This window comes from Pseudomonas sp. Ps21-P2, from assembly GCF_039672565.1.
Lineage (GTDB): Bacteria > Pseudomonadota > Gammaproteobacteria > Pseudomonadales > Pseudomonadaceae > Aquipseudomonas.
This window is the reverse complement of sequence record NZ_JBDFPL010000004.1, coordinates 434,588-454,637: the sequence shown is the minus strand read 5'-3', so window position 1 is coordinate 454,637 and position 20,050 is coordinate 434,588. Positions and strand designations below refer to the sequence as shown.

General features: G+C 40.5%; 19 protein-coding genes and 1 tRNA gene. 6 read left to right on the top strand and 14 right to left on the bottom strand.

Going from position 1 to position 20,050, the window contains the following annotated elements; genetic code table 11:
• Positions 1-39: 39 nt before the first annotated feature.
• From ABEH28_RS13170 to ABEH28_RS13155, 4 genes are all read right to left on the bottom strand, one after another.
• Positions 40-372: a hypothetical protein gene (locus ABEH28_RS13170; RefSeq protein WP_346630130.1), complete on the bottom strand. Its 333-nt coding sequence runs from the start codon at positions 370-372 to the stop codon at positions 40-42.
• A 61-nt stretch (positions 373-433) separates the two neighbouring features.
• Complete coding sequence (locus ABEH28_RS13165) at positions 434-799, bottom strand: hypothetical protein (RefSeq protein WP_346630129.1); 366 nt, start codon at positions 797-799, stop codon at positions 434-436.
• Between the two features lie 113 nt (positions 800-912).
• On the bottom strand, positions 913-1,473 hold the full coding sequence (locus ABEH28_RS13160) for a hypothetical protein (RefSeq protein ID WP_346630128.1): 561 nt from the start codon (positions 1,471-1,473) through the stop codon (positions 913-915).
• Positions 1,474-1,966: 493 nt separating this feature from the next.
• The gene (locus ABEH28_RS13155; RefSeq protein ID WP_346630127.1) at positions 1,967-2,425 is read right to left on the bottom strand and encodes a hypothetical protein; all 459 of its coding nucleotides are present in this window, start codon (positions 2,423-2,425) and stop codon (positions 1,967-1,969) included.
• 225 nt (positions 2,426-2,650) lie between these two features.
• On the opposite strand from ABEH28_RS13155, the gene ABEH28_RS13150 reads away from it, so the two are divergent.
• The 6 genes from ABEH28_RS13150 (at position 2,651) to ABEH28_RS13125 (ending at position 9,931) form a co-directional block, all read left to right on the top strand.
• Positions 2,651-5,431 carry a hypothetical protein gene (locus ABEH28_RS13150; RefSeq protein ID WP_346630126.1) on the top strand — a complete coding sequence of 927 codons (2,781 nt, stop codon included), beginning with the start codon at positions 2,651-2,653 and terminating at the stop codon, positions 5,429-5,431.
• Between the two features lie 67 nt (positions 5,432-5,498).
• A complete protein-coding gene (locus tag ABEH28_RS13145; protein ID WP_346630125.1) occupies positions 5,499-8,048 on the top strand; it encodes a hypothetical protein in 2,550 nt (849 codons plus the stop codon).
• Positions 8,049-8,118: 70 nt separating this feature from the next.
• Positions 8,119-8,673 carry a hypothetical protein gene (locus ABEH28_RS13140; protein WP_346630124.1) on the top strand — a complete coding sequence of 185 codons (555 nt, stop codon included), beginning with the start codon at positions 8,119-8,121 and terminating at the stop codon, positions 8,671-8,673.
• Positions 8,670-9,191 carry a hypothetical protein gene (locus ABEH28_RS13135; protein WP_346630123.1) on the top strand — a complete coding sequence of 174 codons (522 nt, stop codon included), beginning with the start codon at positions 8,670-8,672 and terminating at the stop codon, positions 9,189-9,191. Before ABEH28_RS13140 ends, ABEH28_RS13135 begins: the two co-directional genes overlap by 4 nt.
• 53 nt (positions 9,192-9,244) lie before the next feature.
• Complete coding sequence (locus tag ABEH28_RS13130) at positions 9,245-9,733, top strand: hypothetical protein (protein WP_346630122.1); 489 nt, start codon at positions 9,245-9,247, stop codon at positions 9,731-9,733.
• Positions 9,734-9,769: 36 nt separating this feature from the next.
• On the top strand, positions 9,770-9,931 hold the full coding sequence (locus tag ABEH28_RS13125; RefSeq protein WP_346630121.1) for a hypothetical protein: 162 nt from the start codon (positions 9,770-9,772) through the stop codon (positions 9,929-9,931).
• Here the strand turns inward: ABEH28_RS13125 and ABEH28_RS13120 are convergent.
• The 10 genes from ABEH28_RS13120 to ABEH28_RS13075 form a co-directional block, all read right to left on the bottom strand.
• Positions 9,928-11,727 (bottom strand): hypothetical protein, encoded by a 1,800-nt coding sequence (locus ABEH28_RS13120; protein ID WP_346630120.1) that lies wholly within the window; start codon positions 11,725-11,727, stop codon positions 9,928-9,930. The two genes, ABEH28_RS13125 and ABEH28_RS13120, sit on opposite strands and share 4 nt — an antisense overlap.
• A gap of 108 nt (positions 11,728-11,835) precedes the next feature.
• Positions 11,836-14,766: a hypothetical protein gene (locus tag ABEH28_RS13115; RefSeq protein WP_346630119.1), complete on the bottom strand. Its 2,931-nt coding sequence runs from the start codon at positions 14,764-14,766 to the stop codon at positions 11,836-11,838.
• A 69-nt stretch (positions 14,767-14,835) separates the two neighbouring features.
• The gene (locus tag ABEH28_RS13110; protein WP_346630118.1) at positions 14,836-15,240 is read right to left on the bottom strand and encodes a hypothetical protein; all 405 of its coding nucleotides are present in this window, start codon (positions 15,238-15,240) and stop codon (positions 14,836-14,838) included.
• Between the two features lie 249 nt (positions 15,241-15,489).
• A complete protein-coding gene (locus tag ABEH28_RS13105; RefSeq protein ID WP_346630117.1) occupies positions 15,490-15,909 on the bottom strand; it encodes a hypothetical protein in 420 nt (139 codons plus the stop codon).
• A 69-nt stretch (positions 15,910-15,978) separates the two neighbouring features.
• Positions 15,979-16,824, bottom strand: coding sequence for a hypothetical protein (locus ABEH28_RS13100; protein WP_346630116.1), 846 nt, complete (start codon positions 16,822-16,824; stop codon positions 15,979-15,981).
• Positions 16,821-17,195: a hypothetical protein gene (locus tag ABEH28_RS13095; protein ID WP_346630115.1), complete on the bottom strand. Its 375-nt coding sequence runs from the start codon at positions 17,193-17,195 to the stop codon at positions 16,821-16,823. The genes ABEH28_RS13100 and ABEH28_RS13095 overlap by 4 nt, the downstream gene beginning before the upstream one ends.
• A gap of 147 nt (positions 17,196-17,342) precedes the next feature.
• A complete protein-coding gene (locus ABEH28_RS13090; RefSeq protein ID WP_346630114.1) occupies positions 17,343-17,834 on the bottom strand; it encodes a hypothetical protein in 492 nt (163 codons plus the stop codon).
• A gap of 32 nt (positions 17,835-17,866) precedes the next feature.
• Positions 17,867-18,163: a hypothetical protein gene (locus ABEH28_RS13085; RefSeq protein ID WP_346630113.1), complete on the bottom strand. Its 297-nt coding sequence runs from the start codon at positions 18,161-18,163 to the stop codon at positions 17,867-17,869.
• Between the two features lie 1,036 nt (positions 18,164-19,199).
• Positions 19,200-19,601 carry a hypothetical protein gene (locus tag ABEH28_RS13080; protein ID WP_346630112.1) on the bottom strand — a complete coding sequence of 134 codons (402 nt, stop codon included), beginning with the start codon at positions 19,599-19,601 and terminating at the stop codon, positions 19,200-19,202.
• Positions 19,602-19,911: 310 nt separating this feature from the next.
• Positions 19,912-20,001: transfer RNA gene (locus tag ABEH28_RS13075), tRNA-Ser, on the bottom strand.
• Positions 20,002-20,050: the final 49 nt, after the last annotated feature.

Genomic DNA, 20,050 nt, shown 5'->3' with positions numbered 1-20,050 from the left:
TCATTGCTGCCAGCGGGATTGCTGACAGGTATTGCTCAGTCACCCAACATAAAAATAAAGGGAGAGATAATCGCCTCTGAAAACAAACTCGACGGATTTCTCATTAACCGCAATACTTTCAATATCTTCTTCATTAATATCCATTACAGCCCCATAAAGCCAGTCCCAATAACGAACGCACATTTTATTTTGCGTAAAACCCAAAGCAGTTTCTGGAGTAATAAAAATCATGACCGAACTTAAATCATTATGCACAGCCCATTCCTTAATATCCGTACAAAAGCCACGACCTTTCGAAACGAAGATATTACAACCATGCAACTTTACGAAATCAGCGAATTGCTGAAATTGTTCTACATTATTAATTCCCATTAATTGAACCTCATAGCCTATCAGCGGAATTGCTGATAGATATTCCCCACACAATTACTTGTTAATTACTTGAGTAGCTTTGCAAAGATTCTCTATGAATCCTTTTAAAGCCTTTAAGAATTTTCACGAACTCCAAATCCTGAACACTGCGCCGAAAATACTTTTCAAAGATTTCATTGCAGCGAGATCTTACTGCCACATCGCAACAATCATTATCCAGTCTCAAAGACTCATTCCACGTAGCAAAGATCAATCGGGAGATGATTTCATAGACAGGCTTTCGTTTTGGATGAGTCATCCACCCTGAAGTTCTATTGTTGAATCCAGCAAAAATCGGAAAGGAAGCTTTATAAGATGTCAATTCAGTTTCACATTCTTCACTGCTGACGAATTCAAAATCTACTGCTTCACTTTTTCTTGTACCCATTTCAAACCCACCCATTAACATTAAAAATTATTACTACCGCTATTCTCTAAATTAGCCTTTTAAGGAATTTAATAATTCCAACTATTGCCAATAGATGAAGCAAGTATAGATACTTAGGCTTTTTTAAAACGAGGATATAATTCGTCAAAACCGATACCAGCGTGAAATTTCATGTACTGCCCACCACCTACATGAACAAAACCTTGCTCTTCAAGATTTGGGCGCTTGGAATAACCCCAAAGATCAGCAGCAATTTTCTTGATGATTTTCCGACTCAATTTGCTTTGATCACCCCACTGCAGCGTAGTGATATACAGGCTTTGCTTAGCTTCGATTTTGAAAATTTCGGATAATTGTTCACAGCAAGCAGTAATAATCACTTCTTTAAAATCTGGCTTGAGTTTAGTGATTTCTGTGAAAATAGCCGTCGGAGGGCAGGTTTTTGTGTCAAAACGGAATTTAAAAATACCACTTTCGGCGCGCACAACCTCGAAATGAAAAGCCTCGCTGTCTGAATGCCATATCTGTCTTGGTTGCTTTCCATTCAAAGAGAGAAATTTTTCAAAATCGATGAATTTTTGTTCTTGCTCAACACTGAAATACTTATTAATGAATGAGTGAATAGAAGCATCAGTACCTTTCAAAACCACTTCATTACGATAAAGATTTGCCATGCTTGTATATTCTTTGCGCTATAACTGAATGTTAGAGCGAAGCAGCGTTACTGCTTGGGCGTGCAATGTAGCGTTGATTAAAACTACTTTTAGAAACGTTTAAGGTTTCAGGTAATGCACATATTTGAAAGCGTGATTGCTTTCGACGAGACAAACGATATCAAATCCAATTTATTTGTCAAACGACCAAATCACTCAAAAAAGCAACTTTTATTTTCTCTTAAAATCTTTAAAAAGGATTATTGGTTTTTTCACAGTGAGTACCAAAACCGCTAAATGGCTACAAGCCTTAAGCCACTTGAGTTTGAGGGTTATCTTTAAAAGAATTTAAAGATTTTCCAGAAGTTTCGATTGTGATTTTTGAGCAAAACTGGAGAATCCTGATAGAAGGAATCGATCAGGAGGAAGCAAGCCGATTAAAACGTTTTGAAAAAATAATTGGGATTGGCGCTTGCTGAACGTGTGCGAGAGCCAACCAATGTGACGGATCTGGTCAGTTCGGCTTGAAGGTCAGTTCGCCTTTCCGCCATTTCGCTACTTTCGAGATCGCACCTTTGAGTACCGTAGTCATGCCGCTTTCGATGGCTGCATGGGCACCAAACACCATCACGACCTTCTGAAGCTCTTTGAACACCACGCCTTGACCTTCAGACACGCTCACAGTGGCGTATCCACTGGTGCCGTACACATCGACCTCAACCGCACGGAAACGAACCTCGAGGCGTCCACCATCCCGCGATTCCTTCACGCTCGCTTTGAGATCTCCCAGCGACACGGACAAGCCTTGCTTGTCGTCATTCACAAGGTTCTTCTCCTTATCGAGTTGAACGACGTACACGCCTTCTGGTGACTGCTCACACAGATAGATGAAGCGGAAGCCGTTCAGGAGTTTGAGAAGGTCTGTCTTGAAGTCACCAAGCGTGAACAGTGCGATGGGATCGAGGTGGGACATACGTTTTGGAGTCTCAAAATGCTGGAATGGCTGGATTGTAAGCTTCTACCACCTGCCCTACAAACACGAACCACACGTACAGCCAGGTCCATCGTGTGACGGCACAACCATCCATCACGACGAGAATCCAGTTCACTCAAAATCTGCGATTTTGGGAATGGCTCTATCGCTCATTTGAGGAAGCACCAAATGTTATAATGATAAGCAGATAAACAATATAATCATATGAAACGTCTTTTCCCTTTATTTTTTCTTCCCTTAATGATTCTCTCAGGTTCAGCATTTGCTTATACCAAACCAGCAGATTGCGGATTGTCTGACGATGGTAAATCAATCAAGCCCTACAATTCAGATGTGTGTCCACAGAACATTACTCAACTAATTAGAATATCCTTTATGGGTCAAGCGGGTTTCACAAGCCTCATCGAAAAGACAGTTAATGATTCAAGATACTCAGACATTCAGGTTCAATTGTCAGAAGATCAAAAAAACATGAATAAGAAAAACGTTGAACATTTTGCAACTATGAAATACCTCATCTATGGTTTTGCATTGTTCATGACTTCCTTGATGTTTGCCCCATCAATATATCAAATCGTACATTCTCTAATGACTGGCGAAACGAGAAAGCAAGAGGACGGAACACCAGCACGATTTAACATCTGGTTATCTTTTCTAGCAATAATTTCAGGGGTTTTATGTTTCATTCCCGGCTTCTATGGAAACGAAAGCGAAGATGGTCATGATGACGCATTCAGTGTTTATGACTTCTTCTCAAATTTCAGTTTCATGAGTGACTTGACCTTTTCAAGCGAATTCATGTCCACCTATTTCAACCTTCTTTTGACTGGCGGCGTAGAAACGACAACACCAGACCAAACCGAGGAACAACAAAAAAAGGCGATGGAGAACAGTTATGTGTACTATTCAGTGCGCTCAACAATTGCGGGAATAATAAATACGTCTGTCGTTATTTCTGCAACATCAGCATTCAACAGCGAGATAGAAAACAAACAAGATAAAACAACTGGATGGAAACCAAGACTTACAACTGATGATGTGTGGCAACCAAACGATAATTTCGGAATAGATTTTGAGCATAGATTTATCGAAGATCCCAACCAAGTGATGTGGAAAGCAGATCCCATCACCTTTGCTGCAAATCCTGAATCACTCGGAAAAACTCTGGCTTATTTATCAGCAATAAATTACAACAAAACGTACCGTCCATTCAGCGACATTGAAGGATTATCTGCACAAGCGGCAAAATTGAGAAGTGACATTAAAACCACATCATTCTTTAACAATGAAGCGGGTTACGCTCAAATCGCAAATGATGCCACTGAGATTTTCTATCGCGATGCACAAGCGAATATCATGAAAATCCGGTTCAAGGAATGGATGAAAAAAGCTGATGAGATAGCTTTGCTCAAAATAAATTACGCTTGTTCCAAAGACAAGAGCACTCAAATCGCTTCTCAATTATTCATCGATGCACACAATGGTAAAGGTAATGATTCGGGCATATCCGATTGCGTAAGTGCTGATTGGAAATTATTGGGTCAGAACACATCTGAATTCTACGCTCAACAAGTCAAGGAGAAAACCGAAGCTTTGCAAAAGGAATATTATGATGTACGTATGAAAATTAACGACCAATACGCTGAATCTCATTTCAATCAAGACTTGTTAACAAAAATGAAAGAAACATTTCAACAAGGACCATTCGCCTATTTCTTTGCATTGCCGGGAATTTGGAACGCTTCAAGATTCACATCTACATCACAGAGCCAATTTGCAATCACAAGTCCTATCATGACATTGCAATCCAAGGCTCTAGATAATTACGTCGATGATGCATGGGCGGTTCAGCATGGATATGCTTCAAGAGCGTTCAACCTAAGCAAATACATTCGTGAAGTCACGTTGAGCGTTCCTGACGTTGGTTCACCAACGTTAAGGGATTCTCAGGCAATGATGCAGAAGCTTTACGAGAACGACTACACAGCGAGCCTGCAAAACAACGATCTCGAAGCAGCAACAATTATGGGATTCGAAAACCCACAAAATGAATTTGATAAGTGCAGAGAAACGTCTCTTCACCCTGTAACCTGCCTTCAAATCTACGGGCAGAAAATATCAGAGACGATGGTTGATATTATCTATTTTGGTGTGAGTATTAAAATGCTTGCAATGGGCGCAACCAAATTTGGCAACAACAAGAAATCGAAACTGAAGAAGAAAATCGCTGACGAAGACGAAAGCGCAGGAATTTCAAAGCACGTCACTAAAGTAAAACAGAATTCTGTAAAATCTAACTATTTTCAGTTAGCTGGCTCTTTAATGTCAGGTCTCTCAGATTTCATGCTTTACATAGCGGGATTCGGATATGTGTTTGCGATGGTTATGAAATTCTTAATTCCGTTCGCGATGATTGGTCCATTCGTGATTATGTACACACTGTACATTGTCTATTCGTTGATGCTCATTCTTTCCAGTGCTTTCGCCCTATACGCTTGGGCAAAATACAATGACAAGGACAATCTATTAACAATGGTAAGCACATTATGGGCGTTATTTTTATCAACGTTCGTTATGGGAACAATCATTTTAATCGTGTACACATTGAATTGGGAAATGACTGCACAGCTTGACAAAATAATTTCACCGTTGATTGCAAAAGGCGTCGGTTCAGAATTCAGTAGCTCAGCAAGCGCAATCATAGACAGCTTGACCGTAATGTTCGTTTCATACGTTTGCTTCATGGCTGTCAGTTTTGGTTCACTTAGATATTCACTAGGCGCTTTAAAAGGCATAGGAAAATTCCTAGGCGTAAGCGCACCATACCTTGATTACGGCGATCAATTCTTATCGAAAGCAATCAGAATTTGTTTCGTAATGTCGTTCGGAATTCTATGGGTAGTGGAAACTGGAATGAAGGCATTAAGTGGTGCGGCTGTCAATTTCGGTAAAGCACAATTAGAAAGAGTTAGAAGAAATAAGTAAGCATCTGCTTACCACCCTTTTGGAATAGGTCATTATGATATAATAGAAGAATACAATATATCTGCTCATGAAAAAACTATTCTATCTTTTCCTTTTTTGTTTTGTCTTTCTTTCACCCAGCGCTAATGCTTCGCAATGGAGTCTTTTACATCCTTGGGGAGCCATTGACGCAAGTAGAGATTTAGAGGCGAGCTACACTCAGCAGGAACGTATTCAAGCAAATCTATTTCCTTCTCTAGAATCAGCCATTGGTTGCAGATTAACGACCGACATTCGAGAAATGCCATTAGGACAACAATGGTTTTTTACTGGAAAATACGAATGTTCAAAAGCCTCTAACAAGTACAACAGCAATGTACACGTTATTCTAAATGGACCACTTCACTGGTTCTTTCAAGTCCTATTAGCGTTTCTAGGCGCGTGGGTCGCTAGACGTATATTACTGAGCTTCATAGAGTACATGAAGGGAGATGGAGAATCAGCAGGTTCGTTTACTAAATACATATTATTTGTCATCATCGCTGCAATGCTTCTTGTCCCACTTTACAAATCATCTGATGAACAGGATGCAAAAAAGGACACGAATTTAGTCACAATGGGTTATTACACAGGCTATGCGATTACCTACACGTTTGGTTCATTTGCCATGCATTTGCTTGCTGATAATGATGTGACTGAACAGCCCTACATCTACGTAGCAGAACCAGAAGACAAGAAAACACGAGAGGTTATCAATTTAGTAGATTTCGCTATGTGTATTCAAAGATTTTCAGGTTCAGCAAAACAGACGTTGCAGTTCACCCACACAGATGGGCACCTTTCTGCTTTCGCCCAAATTGGCAATTGTGTATTAGAGATTGATCACGAAATTGACGAAGGAACAATAGCCGTAGCGAAAATAAACGGGTTGCCAGATCTTTATCAGTTTGAGCTTGAAGCCCTCAATGACGCTTATACGACAATGTTTCAAGAGATTCATGATTTGACTGCAAAAGTAAACGCCTACAAGTCAATCACAGTTGATTCTTCTCCTGTCTTCCAAAGAAACCAATCATGCGAAAATCTAAAAACCGTTGACCCAACGGTGTTAGATACTACCGGACTGAAGCAATACGTTTATGACTCAGCAAATTGCATTGGTGCTGAATTCATTTCAAGGATGACCAGAGCGCCGGGAGTTACAGAGGAAAGCTTAGCAGCCTCAAATAGCCGTTCAGTTCAGTTGTGTAAAACGGACTACAGCAGTGATGTAGAAACTGCACAACGTGCTTGCGCTCAAACCATGTGTGCCTCAGATTCATCGCCATTCTTTTGCTCTGCACAAATAAATAATTACCTAAATCTTGTAGGTGCAAGGTTTATGACTGACCCAAATTACGCGACCATTCCACATTATTTTATGAGGAAATATTATGGTTCGACTGGCGTAGACGAGTTCGGAAAATCATTAGTAAACAGCACAACGATTACCAGCTACACCACAAACGACATTCTAGAACCTATCGAAACAGGCGAACTAGCATTTACCGTGCAGTTCGACAAAATAGATTCTACTGGAAAAAACGTTTACTCAACTGCCGATTTAATGGACGTATACGATTCAGAAGCTTCTTTGAATAGTGACCCATTACAGATTTTTGTGAATTACTTCACAAATAAAGATGGATTCCTTTCTCTAACAAGATTCAAGGATTGCCTTGCTAATCCAAGCAGCGTTTCACCATCGGGCAGACGTTGCCCAAACGTTTTCAAATCCTACGACATTCAGGGTAATACCTTATTAGCAATCTCAACAGAAATTAGATTAGGAACAAAAGCAGTGGGCATGTTCAGAGCCACGTCAGCAGAGAAAAGGCTTGAACGAGCTGGTGTTGATGCTGCTCAGAAGGGTTTGAAAGCCACTGCAAGCATGTTCGGCAACACAAGTGATGCTGTCATCACGTTCATGCTTGCTTCGTTCATGAACAACGCTGCAAACGATGTATTCAGCGAGTACGGAGCGAACATTGGACCAGAAGCCAATTACGTGATTGCGGCGGTCTATGCTGACCCTGACGCAGCAGAATTCGCTAACAGAGCAGCTAATACATTGTGGGTTATAGGAATGTTCATGAAATTTGGTTTCCCCATTTCATTCGGAATGGTGATTATCAGTTTCATTCTTGATGCTTATAAAAAAATAAGCCAAGAACAATTAACTATCGTTCCGCACTTCATAAAGCTTTTAGGTAAACATGGAGTTAATTCTCACAATGATACGTGGAAACCAATTCAGGTATTTTTCGTGAACATCGCAAGTTGGGCATGCTTTGGCATTATGATATTTTTCGCATCTGATTTTGTGACATCACTGTTTACATACAAAGCAATCTCCTATGCGTACCTAGACATGGTTCTAACAGAATCTTCAAACGCATCGACGTTAGGCGCTGGTATTGATCAGCTAATGAAAACAGGCTTATTCATATTCTTGGCTTCATTCGTGATGGCTTACGTTTTTAAATTCTCCACATTCACGATTGGTAAAGTGATTGATCACTACGCATTTGGTATCACACCAAGCAACAATGGTGACAAACACAAAATCATATCAGTTGAAGGAAAGCATGGCATTTAATAAATCGGGGCTTTAAGCCCCTTTTTTATCGCCTGCAAATGATACAATTAGAGAAACAAAACCTATAACCATGAATATTTTTAGATTTCTCAAACGAAAGCCTAAACTAGATATAGCAGAATTAACTGATGAAGAATTATTAACCAGATTGAAATTTTGGCTTAGCCAATTAAAGAATATTAGTAAAATATATTTCTTTTGTGCAATAGGCTCTTTCTTTTCACCTATAGCTTGGTTTGCTTTTTTCTATACATCAGCTTATCGCAAAAGCGAAAACCCACTTCTAAAAAATTGGCTCAAAATACCCAAGACTATAATATTTGCAGAAACCATCGTTCAATTTTGCCTTGTATATAGCCACATTGTATTGACTCAGGCAGGAGCGGAAATTTCAGGTTTAGGGTTAGGCTTATCCTATTTTATGTTCGGCACATTCTTTTTAGTGTTTACTATTTCTCTGAGCAAATTCCATGGTTTCGCTATCAAACGCAAGCAGCAATATTTCATCAATTCAGTTTCTGGCGATGACTATAAAATCACAGAGTCTTTCTTTCAGAAAAGCGCAAGATTAGCTAAAACACGTATCAATGATTTTAAAGATTTAGTCAAGGAGACGCCAAAATGATTTTCACCACTACTCAACTAACGATAAAAGGCGAACCTTCTGCTTTGGTAAAATCAGGTTTAATCATTGATTCTGAGCCAACGTCACACCCTTTCATCATTGGCAGTGATTCTGAATACATTCTGAATAAAGCTCGAAGCTGGTTGGAATCTTACAACTCCAAAGGCTTCAACAACCATACAAATGTTGATAGTTTTTATTTATTTAGCGTAGATTACAATACTTTACCTTCTGAACATTTTTTCCTACTTAGTTTCGAAGGTCGTAATAATCCAGAAGAATGCGTATTCATGCAGGCTGTGTACGAATCAGGAAAGAATGATTTTGCCATTAATTTTTTTGGATTGATCTCTAAAAATTCTTTTACTGATAGATCTATTGGCAATATTCAATTAGACATTGCAGTAGAGACTTACTTCTTTTCAGATATTGATGAGCCTCTGTCTAGTTTTTACGAATTCATTCAGCATCCTCACTTTGAAGAATCAGTAGCTACATTTACCCTTTTAAACTATTAACAGCCATTCCTCGCAAAGCGGGAGTGAATTGGACCTACAACACAGGAGAAATTATGAAATTATACACAAACAAAATCGACTTTTTAGAGTCAGTTGAATTAGGTAACTATGATGTTTGTCTTTTCGAATATACAGAAGCACCTTCTGATGAACTCGCAATTCAAGGATTGGATAGTCTTAAAAGAAAAGCAATACGTCATGATGCGTTACCTTCATTGTTGGGAAAAATGACAGATAGCACAGGCAAATCTAAATACTTGTTTTATTATTCACAAGAGTTTCTTTTCGATGAGAACCTAATATCATATGTAATTTGCGAATTCCGTTGCAATAAGCATGGAAAAGTCATAGCGACATTTGGCAGACTGTTTCACGAAATCATAGAACAAAGCTATAACGTGCAAGGTAATGATTACGACATATATCAACTAATTTATGTGTACAAATCATTTTCGATGTTTGATGACCTTCCCTTCACAGATTTTCTTGAAAGTCCTCATTTTGATGAATGTATCCTTATCTCAGACCTCCTGAATTACTAAATGCTACAATTCACTCATAACAAATAAAAAACCTTTATGAAAAAGACTAAAGAACAAATTTACCAAGAAAAACTAGAAGAAGCGCTTTTTTTTATGCAGCTTTATGAGGAAGGTGGAATTATAAATGATTGGGAAGTGCCAGCAGAAAAACCCGACCCATCAGAATCAGGCTATCCAGAAGATCTTAGAATTTATTAATCAGTTTTTAAATTAACACCTGTCAAATCACCATTGAACAACTGTATATCAGCAGACTTTTCGACTGGCATTGACAGTGTTTTTTTATCCGCTGAATCCATGTACTTCACAGTAAGCTTACTACCATTCAACTCAGAACTGGTCAAATTCAAGCCTTTTCCGCTCTGAATCTCACCATTGCCTGCATATTTATCAATGCTTCTAGGCAACGTTATTTTGAATTCCGCACCGCTACCAACCGCAGTTCTAAAAGCTTTAACTACATTCGTTACGTTTTGAGCATTGTATTTGCCCGGACTTAAATCATTTACAACTATATTCAGCCTATGCGTCTCCCCTGCTTTGATGCTTTGAAATTTCAATGAATCTACAAGCTTAGTCGAATATGTTGGATCAGAAAGCATAGATGACGTGAGGGAAAGATTCTCAATAAGCCCCGTTTTTGCAGCTGCAGCTACAACAACTGGTGAATTATCTACGCTTGTTCCTGCACAGGTATTAGAAGAAATCGTGTAAACCGTGCCGCTAGGATAAGATTTCGTGCCATTTGGCGCAGTAGCTACCGTTCTTGTTTTTGTAATGATCCCTGATTGACCGATACCACAAGCCTCGGTGATTGATTCGTTTGAGTAAGATTTTTCAGGATCTTGGACACATTGAGTCACATCAATTGACGTCACATTGAAAACATTGTTCGTTTGTTTTTTGTTCGAATCGTAAGACGAAACGTAATTTCCGTATTTTACAACATCACCAATATACGTCCCTTTCACGACATTATAGTAAGCGTCACATGTCACTGTTTCGTGCCCCGGCACCGAAGCCACGCCTTGGGACGGGATCAACGTACAGGTGTTAGACAGAAGCAATTCTTGCTGATGAGGCGTTGATAACGTGTAGCTGATGAGCTTGCCGTCAGCGTCATAGGCGCTGTAGGAGTCGTTTGTGTAATACACAACCCAGTGGTAGGTAATCTGCCCCGTATACCCTTCATCGCACAGTTCACGGCGCTGTGTTGGGTTCGCTGTCATAGGAGCGCTCACACAGGAATTACCTGATACGTTCCACGCCGAGTAATTTCTTACGCTTCCATCGGTCCAGACCTCATAGGTTCTTGACTGCACGATCTGACCTGACTGACCAGACGGGCAACCATAGTAACGGGCTTCGCTCTGGATCGAGCTACGAATTGCAGAGCAGTAATCGGCAATGGTTGACCAGCCAGATTCGTTCCTTCTCCCGTCTGACCAATTCTCGAAGGTTCTACGCTGAATGAGGTAGCCGCTTGGTCTGTCGGCAGGACATGAAGCATTCTGGTCCTCGTATCCAGAGCTTATGAAGGTAGGTCCAGCAGGAGGCGCAGGAGGCGTAGCAATGTTTGTATAGCATATTTGGAATTCAAAATAGGCGGTACGAGTGTTGTAGTACGGTCCAACGAAATAGGTTTTCCCATTGTAATTATAAAGCCCCATACCATCCGAGCCGAATCCGTTAACTGATGCACCCGGAGCATCTTCGATGTAAACGATACCTGCAGAACCTAAGTTTTTTGGCGTTATATCGCTTGGATGATAACCAATATTTCCTGAATTTCTAATTGAGATTCCGAATCTATTTCCATAAAGGGCATAAGACCCGGTAACGCCGCCTGAGCATGTTGCACTTCCTAAGAGTTCAGGATGAGAACCTTGCGCCGTAAGCGCAGCGTTAGCTTGCGCTGTAAATAACAGTGAGGAAAATATCAGAAATAAATACGAACAAAATCTTGATTTATTGGTTTTGTATTTGTTGTTCATGTGAATAATGTTTGCTGTAATGTCATTATACCACGACAGCTTTTAACACTTATCATTAGCAGATAATAAATAATCAAAAGCCCAACGATGGGCTTTCAATTTATTTCATCAGTATGCCTTGACTGAATTCAAGGCACTACCAGCTTGCCCTACATCTATTAAAGGCACATCAATACTTTGAATTGATCCTGAGTCCAAGACTGATTTTGTTTGCTTGTAATGTACAGTCAATTTACCTGTGCTTGAATTAAATGACACATCACCAATTACGGTTTTACTAACGTTTTCTTTGGTAATATTCCCTTTTCCTATATAACTAATCGCACTTCGTGGCAAGCTACCTAAATTTATCTTTCCACCAGTCTTAGCAACCCATGCTTTAGCCAACAAGCCTAGCTTTTGAGAATGAACATTAATTGAATCAATCGTAATGTTGAGTTTGTAATTTCCAAAATCTGGCGCTGCATTATTCACATAGTCAGTCATAATTTGTATTTGCGCGCTGTCAGAGGCTTTCACGGATTGATTTGCAAGGATTCCGTGTGCCGCTGTATTCTCGCCTTGATTGGCAGTGTCAGCTTCGGATTGTGCTGAACAGTTATTTTGCGAAACCTCATATCCCGCGCCATATGGGTAATTTACAGAACCATCATCTTTTGTTTGTACATAGCGAACCTTAGTCAATGAACCCGTTTGTCCTACTGGACAATCTTCTGTTTTGTATTGAGGATCAAGCGAAGTTGTTTCAGCTACACAATTATTCTGACGAGAAATCTCAACGAATTTCGTGCCTGACAGTGAATACGTCACGTTTTGCCCGGTTATTATAATAACTCCTTTCTGACCATTTGGGCACGCTTCGTTAAACGATACAGGAGTCGTTTCTAATAAATCATCGGTCAGCGTTTTACACGTATCGGTTAAAGCCGTTCTGATTTTTGGCGTGAAATTCTTCATCGTGCCATCGGAATAAATATCATACGTCCAATCAAATCTGAATGTTTTTTCACCAGTCTGACCTTCAGCGCACATTACGCGAGCCAATTCAAAATCTTTGATGGTCACGAAATCAGCAACGGGCGGTTTTGGGTCAACTGGTGGAACAGGGTCTACAGGAGCCACGACTACTGGCGGTACAGTCACAGGAGGCGTCGGGTCAACAGGCGTCACAACGGGAGGAACAACCTCTGGTGGTGTAGGGTCCACTACGACAGGAGGGACTACACAAGCATTCATAGTCGTTTTCCAGTCCCCGTAGCTGTCATTCACACCGTCTGACCATTGTTTGTAAGAACGTTCGAGGGTCAAGGTTCCAGTGAGAGGACTGGCACAATTTTCGGTTTTGGTTTCGACGGCATTGATGAAGGTACGAACCGGCTCGCAAGCGGGAATGCTGTCTTCATTCCATGTGCCGTATGAGTCGATTATCCCTTTTCCGACGTTCCATTCTGGCTCTTCATACCCAGCCATATCGGCGTAATTAAACTGAATCAATTCGTCTGTTTTTGCTGATTTGAAAAAATACTGCTCTTGCATGTACGAGTCGTATCCGTACCACACCCAAACCGTACCGTGTCTTGTTGTTAAACCACCCTCAACACCACCCACGGTCGAGCCTGCAGGACAATATTCGTAACCGTCCTCAGTCCATCCTTCCTGAGCAGGGATCGGGTCAGGAAGCGTCACAGGAACTGTCTGACATGCCTGAATGCTGTTCGTATCGAATGCTCCGAATTTCTTCACCATATCCTCAGTGATCTGAGGGAAATTCGAGAATCCGTTTTGCTCAACCATCCCGATTGGTGTGTACGTAGACCCGTCGAAAAAGAAGTATTTTGACGTGAACGTGGTTGAGTCAAAAAGGAAGTAAACCGGCACCTTGCCTGTACGCACGTTGCTACCATCCGTAGAGCCACCAACGGTTTCACCAGCAGCGCAATATTGGCTGTATGGAAGGTCGAAACTGTAGGTAGGCACCGCAGAGGCAGTCACTACTGGCTTGCATGCAGCATCAGAACCAGGATTCATCGAGCCGTATTTATCGACCATAGCTTGGGTAGCCGTTGGGTATGGAATCACACCGACGGCAGATTTTGCCGTGTAGAACACATCGTATGCACCTGAACCGTTCTGTTTCATGCTCCAAGAGCTAACGTTCGTAGATTGCTCGTAACTGATGTAGATCGGTACATTTCCTTGGCGCATGGCGCTGGCACCATTCACACCACCAACCGTGTACCCGGCTGGGCAGAATTCACGGTAATCAAGACTCGAGATCGCTAAATGCCCAGCGCTAACAGGGTTCGTTGGATCGTTCGGTTCAGTTGGCTGTGTAGGCACCACAGGAACCGTTGGAGGTGTCGCACAAGCTAGAACGCTATCGGTATCCCATGTGCCGTATGTATCTACGTCAGAGGCACCGTATTGCGGGAAACTGGACGTACCATCCCCATTGTCAGTCATGACTACTTCTGAGAAAAGTCCATTGAAGCTCTTCACGTAGTTCGTGCTGAAACCTTTGACGCTATCAAAGGAGCTGTAGAAGGGAATCGTGCCAGTTCTGTACGTAGACCCACCCAACACACCACCGACCGTTTGCCCGTTCTGGCAGGCGCTCATGATGGTGTTGTTGAACGAGAAGGTCGGATTGGCAGGAGGCGTAACTACTGGGGCGTCTATGATTGGGTAGCAAGCAGCGAGGGGCGCAGTGGGATCTTCAAAACCGTACTGAATGACAAAATCTGTCATCTGCTGATTGGTCATTTTTCCAGCAAATAAATCGTCAGGCGCAAGGGAGAACTCGCCTGTAATGTTGTCCTTGAGGTAATGAATGTCTGGATTTCCGAAGCGATCAAAGTACGTTTGGAAATATCCATCCCCTCTGTATGTCACTCCAAATTTGTACCCGGTAGGGTCCGTTGTGTAGCCGTCCGCACATGAAAGCCCGAAGCTATCAATGCTGAACCCAACCAATGCTGCATTAGCTTGTGCAGTTAAAACTAAAAAACCTAAACCAGTAATTATTTTTATCGTATTCATGATTATGTAAATTCATCTTATGCCTCTATTATATCAAATTGCGCCCTCCACATTTCTCTTTCCCATTGATTACTCCGTTTCAGAAAACACAAAATCATCAGTAACGTCTTCAGAGCAATTGGTTATAAAGCTCTGCTCATAACGTATTTTGCAGAAACAATCAGCAAAAGCCTTGGCAGCAAAAACCGGATGAACGTCTATCAGATTTTTTCTAACGCGCTCAGCATATGCAGAATAATCGAACAGGTAGTTTTCATCATAGACGGCATAAACACTGGACAATGCAATGTGAATCATCAGTAAAACGAAGTTTTCTGACTCCTTCAAATACCGTTCAGCCTTCTGCCCTTCTAGTGTTTCGTAATGGCGAAATTCCTCAACCGTGTCTGCTAACCGCGCCAATGTTGATGGCATGTCGTAATCAACGTTCAGGGTCAGGTGGCGTTGATAGCGGTCTTTAAAGGTCCAGTGCATGACTTTGATCCACGAAAAAGCGAAACCTTATGGTTGATCGATTCACTGATACTAGCAAGAAAAAAAACCGCCAACGTGGGCGGTCGAAAATACCTAGGCAAAGCCTTCCAATCCTAGGGATTTTTAATAACAATGACTAAACTATGAAACGTGAGCAACATCACAAAACAAATATTCCCAAAACATAATAATTGCTCACCTTTATATCGTACCATTTATTTCAGAAATACAAGGTTAAGCAGAGATTTTTTAAATAACTTCTGCATCACTCCATTGTTCCTGAACAGCTTCCAGTTTATGCGCCCTATAGCAATAGGCTTTGAAGATAATAAAACCGGCGCTTTTAACATCAGCGTGAGCAACGTGTTCATCGAAATCTTTCACATATGAATTCCATACATCTTCAACGTCGAGATCGCCATATTGACCAAAAAGACAAGCCAATAAGTCATGGATAGAGAAAAATTCAGCCAAAGCCTTGTCTTCAATCTGGATGCCCTTCTCAATCAGCAGGGACTGCGCGTATTCCAGATTTTCGGAAATGGTAAAGGCTTGATAAGCTTCGAGAGTTGAAACCAGATTAGGAATGACCTCATTCACGTTCATCGTGAATTGAAGATATTGACCTTTTTTGTAAGGATTTTCGAAAACATTTTCAGGAAGATTCATTTACTCAATTCCTTTTCTTTGGATTGAATAAATTATTGATCGATTACCTAAGCGGATCAAGCGATCTTTTTAAAAATCGCTGGTTTCTTGAGGTTTGTTTCTTTCTTCAATATACTGAGTAATTTCAGCCGAAGTGAAATTCTCTTTTTGAAGACGGTAAAATAGTCTGCAGTTAATTTCATCATTGTCAAATTTGTCACCAGCATTAGTGGCTTTGTAAATGATTTGTGAGCGGCAAGATTCGAAGTACAGGAACGTGCTTCCAGAACGATTTAGCTCTGGCATTTTCTCAGCAGCGACGGTGACTTGATTTCTTTTTACGAAAAAGTCATAGCGTCCTTCGCACGTAGGACAATTCTGATTGATTGCACGGTTTGCGTTAACCCACATGCCGGATTTCTTATCGACAAATCCGCACAGAACGATTCCTTCTTCAAGGCTTTTCGTTTCTTTCGAACCCACATTTATCTGAAAGCTACCAGCAACCTTAGCGGCATATTTGCTACTATAAATTTTTCTTTGATCGAAACGTAAAACGACAGAGTAGAATTTTTCACCTTGTTTAGAAACTCTCACAAGCGAAACGATGCACGGTTTCACAGCATTAGCACTCAATGCATAAAGCTCTTGTTGGCTCACGTCATACAGAGTCACGTAGTGGTATTTCATCGATTTGCATATTATTTTCAATGTGCAATTGCTTGTATTGATTCCTTTCAGCTTTCTGATTACGTCAGGCTTGACGATTTCGTCAGGAAAGAAGCCAGTGCTTGGCTTTCTCATTTCTGCAGCGTGCTTGACTGTGTACGTGCTTCGAGCTGGATTGTGAGGGACTGCACGGACTATATAGCTGTCTGCGCCCAATGCATCAATCATCTTCTGCAATTCTGCGTTCGGATTGTCGATGCAACTCATGCCGCACCTGAAATCTGCATCAATCCGGTAGTGCTATTAATTTTAATTTCATAATTCAGATACTTCCATCCAGTACGGGCGTACAAGCCATCAAAATACCCATCAACAAACAATGATTTGTTTGGCTTGAAACAACCAGTATCCACCGATCTTAAAAATCCTGACTTTTTCAGCTTTAAAATAACGTTATTCACGGTATGGGGCGCAACACCAGCTTCACTAGCTATGTGCTTTTTGTGATAAAAATTGATATTTATCAAACCGTCGGAGTCAAGGAACTTCATTAATTCCTTGAAAACCTTTTCGCTGCTTGGCGAAAGGTTGTTGTGTGCGGCTATCAACTGAAATAAGATATCTGCTTTAGTATTCATTATTATTTATTGTCTATTTTTATATATAATACCATTTATAATTCGAATACCAACAGTTACGCCAAAACAAATGTTAAGAACAATCATCACCTTTGAGGACTAATACTAATTAAAAACAAAGTGGTATGAAGTGCATAATGACGCGCTTCAAAAAGGCAAGCCATCATGTTTTTCAACTTTTTCTTGATTCTTCTCATAATATCTATAAGTATCGATATATGCCTGAATAACCTTCCCATCGGCACCCACCATTTCAGTATTCAATTCCTGACAGAACCTACTTTCTTTATCTTTAACTCTTAAACTAGTTTTACTGAAAGCCCTTGCATTGATTCTGAACATCACAACGCCCTTCTTGTTGCCATTTGTAGTTTCTATCAAATTCAGCATTCTTAGAATGTTGATTGATTTAGTCCTTGTTCTTGTTTGTTTAATACCTAAATCCTTGTCTAATTCTGCATAAGCCACAGTGCATTCATTATTTCTATCCATCATTTCGCAAGCCATGTCTAGAATTTCTCTAGCGTAGCTATCTGATCTTCCGGCAGCAGAAATCACTAAACGGGCTTTGCAATTCGTCTGATAAAAATATTGTTCAGTGTCATTTACTGATATTACGCTTTTAAAGGGGTTACTCATTTGAAATCACCAAATCTTCGTTGCTTATTATCTTAATTTTTGTTAATCAAAACTTCGATGAGGAAATTCCTGTTTTTTCCATCATATTCTTCTGATATAAGATTTCTCTTTCTCAAAACATTAAGTGCAACTCTTACTGTCTCTTTAGACTTACCTAAATATGCCGCCATTGAATCGTAATTTTGATATGTAACTTGATGCCTTCCAAAAAACTCGTCCGATTCAATCATTAAAAAAAACAACAATACATACGCATTGGTACTTTCCTGAGCCAAATCAGCTAGTAATTTTTTCGTCTTTGGATGGTGACTGATGTAAGTTGACGCCATTTGAAATCTCCGTTTTTATTCTTGTTTAATCAATATATCATATTGGTAACAGAAATTTCGGCGTTAAGATAAAAATTATCAAATAATATTATAATGCACGGTTAAACCCTTTAACCAATTATGGATTTGTATAAAGGTGCTTTTCACGCACTACCTTTTATTTAATGGGTTTAGCGCGTTATTATTAAAGGTTTAATCACATTTGGTGACGTATAAAGTACACCACAGTGTACTTCTTAAAAGAGCCAACACAGAAAACTCTGGAAAAAAAGCGTGAAAAAGTACACCACAGTGTACTTTATAAAATGGATATTTTTGGTTATAAAGTACAGCACAGTGTACTTTATCACCTCTACAGCCCTTTAAATTCAAGGGGTAAAATCCCAACGTGTGCGCGCGCGCATTTTTTTAGATTTAAAAGCCAACAGCTAAAACCAAATCCGAACCTGACAATTCCTACGGACCGCCAAAAATTCATAATGGGAACTGGATATTGGGAACTGGATATTGGGAACTGAAAAAAGGGAACTGAAAAACACCTTGTTATGAAAATTGATTTTTGAATGAGAAATCCTTTAATGGGAGAAGATGAAATTCCCTTTCTGTATTTAAAAGCCAATCCGCTTCGCGGGAATTGATATTCTCCAAGTGACCCTACATACCGCCATAAAAGCCTGCCTTTTGTGTGAACCCTGAAAGATCAAGAGCAGGTTTTAAGCTATTGTAGTTTTTTATAGATTGTCTTTTCGAGACATAATTTAAACCCTGAGCCAGTAAGGTTTATAAAAATCATCAAATCAAACGAATTTGAGCAATCCAAAGCAATTCTTGCACAATTATACTCAGAAGGACTTAAAACATTAAATCAGGTACTAAATTATAGTTTTTTAGACGTTGCATCTAAAATCAATAATCATCCATCCTTGCAGATTCTTGAATTCCACTCTTCTATTTCGAGCCATCGGTAGGTACGAAAATTCCCTAAGCACGGCATGGCTCTATTTATAAGATTCAACCTCAACAGAATCTTTAAAAATCAATCCTTATTCATAGATGAGATTTTTATTCTGACTTTCATGTTTTGCATGATCCAGCCGCCGTCTTCAGTCTCAACCTCAACGCCTGACAATACTCTTCCAACCTCACCAGTATCGTCTTTGAACATACCAAAGACCCCTGCTTTTTCAGTATCGTTGTCAGGGGTCAGCTCCAACCATCGCCCATCATCGGACTTCAATCTGACAAAAAACGGAAATCCATGTTCCGGGGTGAATATGCTGCAATTCAATAATTCACGAACAACACTGCCTGTTTTCATGGCATAAACACGGACTACCGCGCTTGACTCGCCTAGATTCGAAACCATTTCCATCAGAGCTAATTTCGCCTTTGCTTGGAGTGCCTCGAGTTCTTCATCGGTCAGTTCTTGCGAGATCATGCTTACAAATCCTTCGTGAGTGACGCCCTATGAAGCGTTCTGAGCCATTTTCGATGCCTACCCTACCCGTTTTGACACTGGCATGGCAAAGAGCCTTGTAGCTTGCCAGAACACACCACAGGCGAGTGAGTTCCACATGCCGCAGTTGAAGCAACAGGACAAACCAAGGACAGGATTAAACTGGTCAAATTCTGAGCAAAAAAAAGCCCCAATCCGAAGATCAGGGCTATTTTTTTTGGTACAAAGCGTTGGTACAAAACGCTTTTTTTGAACCCTCGTAAGTGCTTGATTTACAAGGGTTTCCGACGAATGGCGGAGAGATAGGGATTTGAACCCTAGGTACTGTCGCCAGTACAACGGATTTCGAATCCGTCCCGTTCGGCCACTCCGGCATCTCTCCAACGGCGCGCATCATAACAGTTCGTTCGAGGAACGCGAACCCTTTTTAA